The sequence below is a fragment of the Collinsella sp. SGI.180 genome (genome assembly GCF_050313455.1).
Classification (GTDB): Bacteria; Actinomycetota; Coriobacteriia; order Coriobacteriales; family Coriobacteriaceae; genus Collinsella.
This window is the reverse complement of sequence record NZ_JBNPLL010000016.1, coordinates 22,885-34,594: the sequence shown is the minus strand read 5'-3', so window position 1 is coordinate 34,594 and position 11,710 is coordinate 22,885. Positions and strand designations below refer to the sequence as shown.

Annotated in this window: 8 protein-coding genes; 2 read left to right on the top strand and 6 right to left on the bottom strand. The window is 62.1% G+C overall.

Translation table 11 applies throughout. The annotated features are described in order from the left end of the window. The first annotated feature begins 216 nt into the window (after positions 1-216). Positions 217-1,677: a pyruvate kinase gene (gene pyk / locus ACQRAP_RS06895; RefSeq protein WP_154517625.1), complete on the top strand. Its 1,461-nt coding sequence runs from the start codon at positions 217-219 to the stop codon at positions 1,675-1,677. Between the two features lie 203 nt (positions 1,678-1,880). Here pyk and ACQRAP_RS06890 read toward each other — a convergent pair whose 3' ends face one another. The 6 genes from ACQRAP_RS06890 to pheS form a co-directional block, all read right to left on the bottom strand. Beyond that, positions 1,881-2,729: a hypothetical protein gene (locus tag ACQRAP_RS06890; protein WP_427795218.1), complete on the bottom strand. Its 849-nt coding sequence runs from the start codon at positions 2,727-2,729 to the stop codon at positions 1,881-1,883. Between the two features lie 79 nt (positions 2,730-2,808). Then, complete coding sequence (locus ACQRAP_RS06885; protein WP_427795217.1) at positions 2,809-3,579, bottom strand: energy-coupling factor ABC transporter ATP-binding protein; 771 nt, start codon at positions 3,577-3,579, stop codon at positions 2,809-2,811. Between the two features lie 44 nt (positions 3,580-3,623). Next, on the bottom strand, positions 3,624-4,460 hold the full coding sequence (locus ACQRAP_RS06880; RefSeq protein WP_427795215.1) for an energy-coupling factor transporter transmembrane component T family protein: 837 nt from the start codon (positions 4,458-4,460) through the stop codon (positions 3,624-3,626). Continuing rightward, entirely contained in the window at positions 4,438-5,523 is a 1,086-nt protein-coding gene (cbiM, locus tag ACQRAP_RS06875; RefSeq protein WP_427748314.1) for a cobalt transporter CbiM, read from the bottom strand. The genes ACQRAP_RS06880 and cbiM overlap by 23 nt, the downstream gene beginning before the upstream one ends. Before the next feature lie 246 nt (positions 5,524-5,769). Next, positions 5,770-8,223, bottom strand: a complete 2,454-nt coding sequence (gene pheT, locus ACQRAP_RS06870; RefSeq protein ID WP_427747845.1) for a phenylalanine--tRNA ligase subunit beta — start codon at positions 8,221-8,223, stop codon at positions 5,770-5,772. A 181-nt stretch (positions 8,224-8,404) separates the two neighbouring features. Beyond that, positions 8,405-9,481, bottom strand: coding sequence for a phenylalanine--tRNA ligase subunit alpha (pheS, locus tag ACQRAP_RS06865; RefSeq protein ID WP_154517607.1), 1,077 nt, complete (start codon positions 9,479-9,481; stop codon positions 8,405-8,407). Positions 9,482-9,986: 505 nt separating this feature from the next. On the opposite strand from pheS, the gene ACQRAP_RS06860 reads away from it, so the two are divergent. Beyond that, positions 9,987-11,561: a carboxypeptidase M32 gene (locus tag ACQRAP_RS06860; protein ID WP_427795214.1), complete on the top strand. Its 1,575-nt coding sequence runs from the start codon at positions 9,987-9,989 to the stop codon at positions 11,559-11,561. Positions 11,562-11,710: the final 149 nt, after the last annotated feature.

Sequence of the window (11,710 nt, the reverse complement as noted above, 5' to 3'; positions counted from 1 at the left end):
TAGGCGCGTCGCCAAACTAAAATATCGCCCAGATAGCAGCGGTTAGAGCGGTTGGTAAAGTTTTTTCATATACCGTTTTTCCCGTAAAAAAAGAACTTCTAATTCGGCATACGGTCGATTTTTTGGGGTATTCGGTCGGTATTTCGTTATAATCAACTCAGTTTTATTTCTTATGGTTTATCTATCAGCGCAAGACGATGTCAGATGGAGGTCTGAATGTACAAGCGCACTAAGATTGTATGCACCATGGGTCCCGCCTGCGATAGCGACGAGACCATCCGCGAGATGATCAAGGCGGGCATGAACGTCGCCCGTTTTAACTTCTCGCACGGCTCCTACGACGAGCACCACGGTCGCATCGAGCGCGTCCGTCGTATTTCCAAGGAGCTCGGTATGCCCGTCGGCATCCTGCTCGACACCAAGGGCCCCGAGGTCCGCACCGGTCTTCTGGTCGACGGCAAGAAGGTTGCCGTCAAGACCGGCGATAAGATCGTCGTCACCGCTCAGCCCACGTCCGAGGATTTCCACGGCACCGCTGAGCACATCTCCCTCGACTACCTGGCTCTGCCCTCCGAGGTCGAGAAGGGCTCCCTCATCCTGATCGATGACGGCCTGGTTGCTCTCGAGGTCGAGTCCGTCGACGGCCAGGACATGACCTGCGTCGTCAAGAACGACGGCCTGATCGGCGAGCGCAAGGGCGTCAACATGCCCAACGTCAACATCTCGCTGCCCGCCATCACCGAGCGCGATCGTCAGGACATCCTCTTTGGCCTGACCGAGAACATCGACTACATCGCCGCTTCCTTCATCCGTGACGGCGAGTCTGTCCGCGGCATCCGTGAGCTTTGCCGCGAGAACGGCGGCGAGCACGTGACGATCTTCCCGAAGATCGAGTGCGCCCTGGGCGTCGAGAACTTCGATGAGATCCTCGAGGCTTCCGACGGCATCATGGTCGCCCGTGGCGACCTGGGCATCGAGATCAAGCCCGAGCTCGTTCCGCACATCCAGAAGGAGATCATCGCCAAGTGCAACGCGGCCTACAAGCCCGTTATCACCGCTACGCAGATGCTCGACTCCATGCAGCAGAACCCGCGCCCGACGCGCGCCGAGGTTGCCGACGTTGCTAACGCCATTTACGACGGTACCGACGCCGTCATGCTGTCCGGCGAGTCCGCTGCCGGCAAGTACCCGGTCGAGGCCGTCAAGATGCAGGCCAGCATCGCTCTCGAGACCGAGAAGTACCTCCCGGCCCACGCTCCGCTCGAGGTTCCGGCCGATGCTCACGGCACCCGCGTCGTCAACAACGTTGTGGGTATGTCCGCTGTGAACATGGCCACCACCGTTGGCGCCAAGTGCATCACCGTGCCGACGACCACCGGTCGTACCGCTCGCCTGATCTCGCACTTCCGTCCCAACATGCCGATCTGCGCGTTCTCCCGCCACGAGTGGGCCGTCCAGCAGATGATCATGTACTGGGGCGTTATCCCGCACAAGGCCGAGATTACCCAGGGCACCGTCAACGGCACGATCGTCAAGGCGATCGAGACCGCTAAGGAGCTCGGCTACGTCGAGACCGGCGATTTGACCGTCGCTACCGCCGGCGATCCCCGTATGAGCGTCCAGCTTGAGGACAAGGTCTCCTCGACCAACGTCGCCTACGTCGCTCAGGTGCGCTAAATCGCACTTGCAAGCACATTTGCATTAAAAAGGGCCCGGAAGGCTTCGCCTTCCGGGCCCTTTTTAAGACCTACTTCATATGCCGCCTCATCGATTTGTGTTCAGTCGCGAACCTTTCCGATGCCGAGCGCACCACCAAAGACGCCCTGCGGCGGGGAGCTGTTGGTCAATTGGGATGAACTGTTCACCGCGAAGTCAGCCGGCTAGCAGCTAGCGATCAGAGGGACTGCGGGGACGTCAGAAGCGGCAACGCGGGCGGCAAAACCCGCCTCGGTTAGCTCGACGACCTCGGTAAACGTTGCGTCAAAGAACTCTTCGGTCAGCAGACGGTACGGCGGATGATCCGGATCGCCGGGGTTTTCGCGCACAATCTCGTGCATAACGCCAATGGTCTTGAGCACATACTCTTGTGGAATCGAATACTGACCAAACTGGGCCGCCGCGGTATAGAGGCGATCGGTCGCACGCGGGATAGAAACGATGCCGAGCGTCTTGCCAAACCAGTCAAAGTCTCCCTGCTTCTTAATGCGGAACTCCTCGCACGGCTTGCCGCCGCGCGCCTCGAGATATTGGTTCACGCGCGTGTTCCACACGGTATCGGCCACCAGATGCGACCAAACGCCCAGCGTCAAATCGAGCAGCGACTGCGCCACGTCATCGGGCGCGAGCGAAAACTCGGCGGCGCCGGGGCCGTCAACCGGCTCGGCGTCTTTGTAGCGCTGCGGATAGTGCACCCGATTGAGCCTTTCACGCTCTTCGACAATCGAGGTCGCTGCAGCCGGCGCACCCGCCGGCGCACCTTTAAGCAACGGCGCCACATAGGTGTCCCAAAACTCATGCTCGCGTGGCTTAGGAATGGGCTCGGGCTTGGCAAAGTGCGTGATGCGATACGGGATGGGGTCGGCAATACCGGGAACCATGTACCCCACAAAAATGTCCGGAACCACGCTGCCAAACAAAAAGGCATTGCGGTCGCGCACGTTATCGGCAAGCGCGCCGGCACGCGCCAGAAGTCGTTCCGTCTGAGCGATATGAATATTCCAGCTTGGCATAGCTACCCCCGTAAAAACCCGGATAACTATACCATTCGCAGCAAGTCACGTGCGCGGCCGCAACCCCACTATGCGGCAACTATTCTGCTGCACCGTTTTCGGTTCCATATGATGGCACGGGAGCCTCGACAACGTGGTGATATCGATCGATATAAATCGCACGGGCCCCAAGACGTCGTACTAAATCCTGATGATGCGTGCTCATCAAGACCGTCTTACCGGCAGCAACATAAGCCAGTAGAAAGTTAACCACGATGTCGCAAGATTCCTCGTCAAGTCCGTTGGTAGGCTCGTCGAGCACCAGAATATCGGGGTTCATCGACACGACGGCAGCCAGCGCCACACGCTTCTTTTGCCCGCCCGAAAGCTGATAGGGCGAAGCATCGACCAGATCGGCAACCTGAAACAGCCCCATGGCATCACGGACGCGGCGCCCGAGCTCGTCCGCCGAAAGCCCCATTTGAGCCGGGCCAAACGCGACCTCCTCGCCGACCGTGGCGCAAAAGAGCTGTGCATCGGCGTTTTGGAACACGAAGCCCACGCGCTGATGGAACCGCTGGGCCGTCGCGGAATCCTTGAGATATGCCGCATCGACCACATGTCCATCAAACAGGTACGTACCCGCATCCGCAAGCTCAAGGCCGTTGATAAGCCGCATGATCGTCGTCTTGCCGCAGCCGTTGGGTCCAAGCAGCGCAACCAGCTCACCGCGATTAACCTGCAGCGACACGCTATCGACCACCGTATGGCCCGCATAGGAAAACACCACGTCGCGAAACTCGATGAGCGGCGTGGCCTTGGCGCCGGCAGCACCGCTCGCACCCATCGCACCATTTGTATCGTTTGCCAAAACGTCGCCCTTCCCTATTCACATCGACGGCTTGACCGCCCGCGCTACAGCACCGCGCATAACACGGCGAGCAGCACCACAACAGCCGCATAGACCGCGTCGCGCCAGCCAAAGCCGTTCCGTGCAGGCGCCGGATATGCGCCGGCAAAACCGCGGCAAAGCATAGCCTCGTCCATCGCGCGGCTGCATTCCATCGCCTTGATAAAGGTCATGCCCATGATACCCGCGATCGAATCGGTACGCGAAAATCCTGCAGGCGCGCGGCCCACACTGCGAAGCATGACCGATTCGCACAGGTCGTGCGCCGTGCGACCCAGCACCTCGATGTGTTTGAGCGCCATATCAAACGTAAAGATAACCTCGTCGGGCAGGTGCAGCATCTTAAGCGCCGCCGACATGCGACTCCAGGTAAGCGTCCACGAAACGCCCAGCACCAATGACACATTAACAAAGGTCTTGAGCGCAATCTTGAGCATGGCGCCCGTGGCAGAAGCACCCAGCAGCAGGGCGGGCAGCGCCAAAACCACGGCAAACCCCGCGGCAGCCAACGCCGGCACAAAGGTCGCGTGCAGCCCGTGTACGGGGCGCACCGCAACGAGCACCAACGCGATCGCTGTCATCAGCATCAAGTACAGCGGGCTCTGCGTCAGGCATACGCACAGGACGCAGACGAACATCCCCACCAAACGCACTGGCGCCGAAACGGAAGAAAGGGCGCGGTCGATAATCGACCCGCCCTTATGCGCGCCGCCGCCTAGGCGAACCCGCTCAAGCAGGCTCGCCAGGTGCAGGACATTCTTTTGCATCACACGATGCCGAGCCCCCGCGGGCTCATAACACTGCTCGGCCGCAAGCCAGCTAGGCAGCTCGACCGTCGCCATGGGCTCCGCTTTCCTTAACCGTCAGCGAGATCAGGCGAAAGGCGATGGTGAGCACCGCCACGCCAATCACGCCCGAAAGAATATACATCGCGGCCTGGCCGGCAAAGCCAAGGCCCTGCTCCTCGGAATAGGCCTGCAGATAATCGCCCGTGGGCAGGGCATCGGCAAAGGTCGGGGTATCGAGACCGACCGAAGTCTGCAGACTGTCGTCACCAGCCTCCTGAACGGCGGTCGCGGCGCCCTCAGCGTCCCACTCGCCCCAGGCGTCACCCGTGGCAAGCAAGCCGAGCGGCGTGGCCACGACAAGCACGGCGACCAGGATGAGCGTGGGGACCAGTGAGGTCTTCTTGGCAGCAGCGCCCTCGGCAGCAAGCTGGCCATCGGCGGCCTCGGGCCCGACGATAACGCTCGGCGCCGTCTTCTTAATGAAACCGTAGATCGCAGCCGTCACCACGCCCTCGACCACGCCGGCTACCAACATGTGCGGGATCATCATGGCCGGAATGGCAATAGAGAGCGGGAAGGGGCAGTACAGCGGAGCGCCCGAAGCGTTGGTAAAGAACATCGGCTGAATACCAAACTCGATCGCCGTGCACAGGGCCGCCAGGCACAGGCCGACCCAACCGCTTACGACGGCCGAAACCGAGGTGCCCCAGCTCTTGTCGTGCAAACGGCTGTTGAGCGCACGGAACACGATAGCGGCGGCAAACGGCAGCACGAAGGCCATGTTAAAGCAGTTGGCGCCAAAGGACAGGATGCCGCCGTCGCCAAACAGCAGCGCCTGCAGCGCCAGCGCGACCGAAACCGCGATGGCCGCGGCCTCCGGGCCCAGCAGCAGCGCGATGAGCGCGCCGCCGACGGCGTGACCCGTGGTACCGCCGGGTAACGGCACGTTGAACATCATGAGCAAGAAAGAGAATGCGGCGCAGATACCCAGGAACGCCATGTGCTCGCGGTCGAGCGTGGCGCGCACCTTTTTGATGCAGTGAACCCACACAGGGACCATCGCCACCGCCATGACGGCATCGGTCTGCGGGGACAGATAATTATCTGGAATGTGCATGTACGCCTCCCGGTTATCGGCGCACAGAATTACAACGCCGCTTAAATCACCTTGCCAGTGTTACGTATTGTCAGATTCGTAACACGCCACGGGCTATCATAGCAAAACGGCGCACTGCCGACAAAGCAGCACGCCGTTATGCAATGCGCGTGTCATATATGCAGGCTCAGCAGTGCCTTATACCGAGGACAGCAGTCACGTAAGGCTCGGCAGCAGCCACCGCTGACCCATACCCCAGTGCAGAACCTAGCCGCGGACCTCGCCGTTTACGCCCTTGCACACCTTGGTGACGATCTTCTGGTGCGCTTTTTCGACCTCTTCGCTGGTAAGCGTGTGGTCGTCGGAGCGATACGTAAGCGCAAAGGCCATGGACTTCTTGCCCACGCCCACGCGGACCGGATCGCGGTAGACGTCGAACAGACGCACACCCTCGAGCAGCTTGCCGCCGGCGCTGGTAATGCGGCGCTCAAGGTCCTCGCAAGTCACGGAGTTGTCGACCACGATAGCAAGATCGTGCTCAACAGCCGGGTACTGCGAGAACTCGCGGTAGTTCTCCTGGTTGCGGGCGCCCTTGATCAGCTTGTCCAGGTCGAGCTCAAAGGCAACGACGACCTCGTCGATGCCCATGGCTTCGCGCGCCTCGGGGTGGATCTCGCCGACCCAGCCCAGCACGGTGCCGCCAGACAGAACCTCGGCGGCACGGCCCGGCTGCAAGAAGGCATAGCCCTCGCCCTCGACGGGACGGAAGCGAACCTTCTCGATGCGCAGCTGGGCGAGCAGCTCCTCGACAATGCCCTTGCCAAAGAAGAAACGCAGCTTGCGGTACTTCATGTTCCAAGACTGCTCGCTCCACTGGCCCGAGAGCACGCCCGCCACGGACTTAGTCTCCTTGGGCAGGCTGGCGTTCTCGCGGCCGTGGAACAGGCTGCCGACCTCGTACAGGTGCACGTTGGGCGTGCCATGGGCCTCGTTATAGGCCACAGACTGCAGCAGGCCCGGCAGCAGCGAGCGGCGCATCTCGGTCTGCTCGGCCACCAGCGGGTTCATAAGTACCACGGGGCAGCCGCGGCCCTCGGTGGACATGCCGATCTTCTCCAGGTCGCCCGGCGCGGCAAAGCCAAAGGTCGTGGTCTCGTTGAGGCCGCAGGCGCGCAGGATCTCGCCGACCTTGCGGGTAAGCTTCTGCTCGCGGGTCAGGCCACCGATGTGGTTCTTGGCAGCCGGGATGGTCGCCGTCACGCGGCCCATGCCCCACAGGCGCAGGACCTCCTCGATCAGGTCGATTTCGCGCGGCAGGTCGGGGCGGAAGCTCGGCGGGGTAACCATAAAGTCCTCGCCGTCGCGCTCGACGGTGCAGCCCAGGCGGGTGAGCGAGCGCTCGATAAAATCGGGCTCGATGTCGGCGCCGCAGATGGCGTGCACGCGGGCCAGGCGCAGCTTAATGCTGTCGATGGTCTTGGGCGCGGGGAACACATCCACGTAGCCGGGAGCGACCTCGCCGCCGGCGATCTCCTCGATGAGCGCGCAGGCAACATTGGCCACATCCACGCAGCCGGTCTCATCGACCTGGCGCTCAAAGCGGATGGAGGCGTCGGAGATCAACGACAGGTCGCGGCTGGTGTGCGAGGTGCGACCGGCGTCGAAGCAGGCGCTCTCGAGCATCACGTCGACGGTGTCGTCCTCAATCTCGGAATCCATGCCGCCCATAACGCCGGCCAGCGCCACGGGACGCTCGCCGTCGGTAATGAGGCCCATGCCGGCGTCGAGCGTGCGCTCCTCGCCGTCGAGGGTCGTAAATTTCTCGTCCTGCTGGGCGGCGCGAACCACCACGCGGCGCCTGCCCTCGCGCTCGGCAAAGGTGTCCAGGTCAAAAGCGTGCAGCGGCTGACCGGTGAGCATCATCACGTAGTTGGTTATGTCGACGATGTTGTTGTGCGGACGCACGCCCAGGGCGTTAAGACGCTTGACCATCCAGTCGGGCGAGGGGCCGACCTTCACGTTGCGCACGATGCGGGCGACATAGCGGTCGCACAGGCCCTCGTCGGCGATCTCGACCGAAAGCTCGTCGTCGGTCGCGCGGCCGGTCTCCGCCTTGATGGCGGGCAGCTCAACGTGGAAATCGCGGTCGAAGATGGCACCGGTCTCACGGGCCATGCCGATCATGGACAGGCAGTCGGGGCGGTTGGGCGTGATCTCGCAGTCGAGCACGGTATCACTCGAGCCCACATACTCGGCAAACGGCATGCCGCAGGGCGTATCCTCGGGCAGGATCATGATGCCGGAGTGGTCGCCACCCAGGCCGAGCTCGCGCGCGGAGCAGTTCATGCCCATGGACACGACGCCGCGAAGCTTGCTCTTCTTGATCTTGACGTCACCGGGAAGCACGGCGCCGATCATTGCCGTGACGATGTGGTCGCCGGCCTCAAAGTTCTGCGCGCCGCAGACGATCTGCAGCGGAGCGGGGTTGCCGTCGGCGTCGAGGTTCTTGTCACCCACGTCGACCGAGCACACATACATATGGTCGCTATCGGGGTGCGGGGTCTTGGTAAGCACCTTGGCGGTCACCACGTGGTCGAAGGACTCGCCCACGGTGTCGATCGCCTCGACCTCGGTGCCGGTACGGATATATTCGTCCGAAAGGGTCTTGGGATCCTCCGGAATATCGATCATGGTCTTGAGCCAGTCGTAAGAAACACGCATCTAACTGGTCTCCTTTCATCTGTAACGTCTGCAATAAACAGACGGAAAACTCCAGCTACGGAGACGGGTTTCCGAGGTGCCGTAGATTGCCCCGGAAGAGGAGCGCCGCGTACTTGGGTACGCAAGCGACGGTTTGAGGGGCAAGGTGCGGTGGCTCGGGAAGCCGCCGGGACAGGTCAACTTAAAACTGATTCAGGAAACGCATATCGCCTGTCATGAGCGTTCTGAGGTCGGGCAGGTCGTAGCGCAGGGCAGCGACGCGCTCGGCGCCAATGCCAAAGGCGAAGCCGGTGTACTTCTCGGGGTCGATGCCGCAGTTGATCAGGACGTTGGGGTCGACCATGCCGCAGCCCAAGATCTCGATCCAGCCGCTGTGCTTGCAGAAGTTGCAGCCCTTGCCGCCGCAGACGTGGCAGCTCACGTCCACCTCGCAGGAAGGCTCGGTGAAGGGGAAGAAATGCGGGCGGTAACGCGTCTTGCGGTCCTCGCCAAACATGCACTTAACAAAGTAGTCGAGCGTGCCCTTAAGATCGCCAAAGGTGATGCCTTCGTCGACGACCAGGCCCTCGATCTGGTTGAACTGCGGCAGGTGACAGGCGTCGGCCGTGTCGGGACGGTAGACGGTGCCCGGGCAGATCATGTAGATGGGCGGCTTCTGCGACTCCATGGTGTGAATCTGCACGCCCGAGGTCTGGGTGCGCAGCAGCACGTCGGACTCGCCGTGGGCATGCGCCTCGGGGTGCGCGACGCTGCCGGGGTTGTTGTCGACCACATAGAAGGTGTCGCGGGCCGAGCGGCTCGGGTGATCCATGGGGGCGTTGAGCGCGGTGAAGTTGTAGTAGGAGGTATCGACCATGGGACCGGACTCGACGGTGTAGCCGATACCGCTAAAGATATCCTCGGCCTCCTCGATGATCTGCTTGATCAGGTGCTGGTGGCCGATCTGCGGACGAATGCCCGGCAGCGTGATGTCGACGGCCTCGTGCTCCAGTGCGTGCTTGAGGGCGGCGGCCTTCATCTCGGTGGTGCGCTCGTCGAGCATGCCCTCGATCAGCTGGCGCATCTCGTTGGCGCGCTTGCCCATCACGGGGCGATCCTCGGGGGCGAGCTTGCCCATCATGCGCATCAGGCCGGTAATACGACCCTTGCGGCCGAGCAGCTCAACGCGCGCAGCCTCGAGCTTGGCGGCGTCGTCGGCGCCTGCGACGAGCTCCTTGGCCTCTTCCTCGAGTTTGACCAGATCATCAATCAGACTCATGTCTTCCCTTTCGTCTCTCGCGTTCCCCGCTCGCCAGGACGACTGCCGCCGTCTGGCGTTGCAAAAACGCGGCCCGATTCGGTAACAAAAAACCGTCCTCGGGCATGTGCATTGCCCAAGGACGGTTGAATTCCGCGGTACCACCTTGTTTGACCCGGCGGATGTCTGGCCCGCCGTGCCCACTCTGTGCCCCTTATCGCGAGGCTCACGGCTTCCCTACTGGGGCTTCGCCGCCGCTGGCCGCGCGCCCGTTGAGGTTGCTGCTCGGGAGTGAACGCTTGGCCCTTGCCACCGCAGGAAGGCTTGCAGCCCATGACCTTCCCTCTCTTGCCGGCGACGCGGCGGGCAAAACCCTCTCCGTCAACGCATTGGGCTATAGGATAACACATTCTGCGAGCATATCGCCGCGTTCCGTTTTGTTCGCACTGGGTACAAGGCAGATAGCTGTGCAAACTGGCCGCACGCCCACCCGTGGCGTCCGGTCTGCGAGATCAAGGATATAGGTATGGGAAAGAAACTCGATAAGAAAGCCAAGGCCGCCGTGGCCAAGGCCTCTAAGAACGCCAAGGCGGGCAAGGGCATCAAGAAGCTCCGCAAGCTCGAAGGCAAACTATGGACCCGCGAGTACCTGCTCAAGATTGCCGAGTTCGATGGCGCGACGATTGCCCCCGCCAACGGCGCTGCGGCCCGCGCCGATGCTATGGGCACCCTTGCCGGCGAACATCACAAGCTCCTGACCAGCAAAAAGTCCGTCGAGCTTGTAAGCTCGCTGGCACACGAGACCGTCGCCGGCGGCAAGATCGACGACCCGCAGCTGCTCGACGAGATCCGTGTGCTCGGCCGCGACCAGCGCGAGGCAAGCGTTATCCCTACTGAGGAGGCCGAGGCCTGGACCAGGCTCACCTGCGAGGCCGACGCCGTGTGGCACAAGGCCAAGACGGCCAACGACTGGGCGAGCTTTGAGCCCTACGTGGATAGAATCGTCGCCCAGCTCAAGCATCAGGCCGAGCTCATGGACCCCAAGCGCGACCCATACGATGTTTGGCTCGACCAGTACGAACGCGGCCTTTCCGCCAAGAGCTTCGATGCGTTTTGTGACGAGGTCAAGGCCACCGTCGTGCCGCTCGTTCACGCCATCGGCGAGCGCGGGCAGCAGCCTACTGCCGACTTTTTGCATGCCCGCGTGCCCGAGGCCGCCCAGCGCGCCATGAGCTTCGACCTGATGAAGCTCGTCGGCCTTAACCTGGACGACACCACGCTCGCCTTTACCGAGCACCCGTTTAGCGAGGGCTTCTCGGTGGGCGATGCGCGCATCGCCACGCACATCTACGAGGACGACTGCATCTCCAACGTCTATAGCATCATCCACGAGGCGGGGCACGCCATGTACGAGCTGGGCGTCAATCCCGCTTACGCGCGTACGTGTCTGGAGGGCGGCACCTCCATGGGCATTCACGAGAGCCAGAGCCGCTTTTTCGAGAACACCGTAGGCCGCAGTCGCGCTTTTATGGGCCCGCTGCTCGAAGTGCTGCGCCGTCACGCGCCCGAGGTCTACGGCAACGTGGACGAGGACACGCTCTACCACGCCGTGAACATCGCTCAGCCGTCGCTGATCCGTACCGAGGCCGACGAGCTCACCTACCCGCTGCATATTATGGTGCGCTACGAGATTGAGCGCATGCTGTTTGCCGGCGAGGCCACGGCCAAGGACATCCCCGCGCTTTGGAATCGCTTTATGGACGAGTACCTGGGCATTCCTGTTCCCGACGACACGCGCGGCTGCCTGCAGGATACGCACTGGAGCGGCGGCTCGTTTGGCTACTTCCCCACGTATGCGCTGGGCAGCGCCTACGATGCCATGTTTGTGCCGGCCATGTGCCGCGACGGTGTCGACCTTAACGGCGCCTGTGCGAGCGGCGACCTGACACCCGTCCGTGCTTGGCTGGGCGAGCACATTTGGCAGTGGGGCCGCGCCAAGGACGCGCCGGAGCTCATCAAGGGCGCGTGCGGTATGGCATTCGATGCCCGCTACTACTGCAGCTACCTGCAGGACAAGTTCACCACGCTGTACCAGCTGTAAGGATTGACCAGCACGCCATCGCCAACGCCAACCATGTTGACGTCGATGTCTTGGCAATGTCAGCGAAAACGGCCCCAAGCGAGCAAGGTGACGTGAAATGAAAGGGCGCTAACCTTCTGGTCGCGCCCTTGAAATTGAACGCCAGATTG

Excerpts from the sequence above, each read along its gene's own strand:
- pyk (WP_154517625.1), top strand. The coding sequence starts at position 217 with ATGTACAAGCGCACTAAGATTGTATGCACCATGGGTCCCGCCTGCGAT.
- ACQRAP_RS06890 (WP_427795218.1), bottom strand. The coding sequence starts at position 2,729 with ATGCCAAGCTGGAATATTCATATCGCTCAGACGGAACGACTTCTGGCG.
- ACQRAP_RS06880 (WP_427795215.1), bottom strand. The coding sequence starts at position 4,460 with ATGGCGACGGTCGAGCTGCCTAGCTGGCTTGCGGCCGAGCAGTGTTAT.
- cbiM (WP_427748314.1), bottom strand. The coding sequence starts at position 5,523 with ATGCACATTCCAGATAATTATCTGTCCCCGCAGACCGATGCCGTCATG.
- pheT (WP_427747845.1), bottom strand. The coding sequence starts at position 8,223 with ATGCGTGTTTCTTACGACTGGCTCAAGACCATGATCGATATTCCGGAG.
- pheS (WP_154517607.1), bottom strand. The coding sequence starts at position 9,481 with ATGAGTCTGATTGATGATCTGGTCAAACTCGAGGAAGAGGCCAAGGAG.
- ACQRAP_RS06860 (WP_427795214.1), top strand. The coding sequence starts at position 9,987 with ATGGGAAAGAAACTCGATAAGAAAGCCAAGGCCGCCGTGGCCAAGGCC.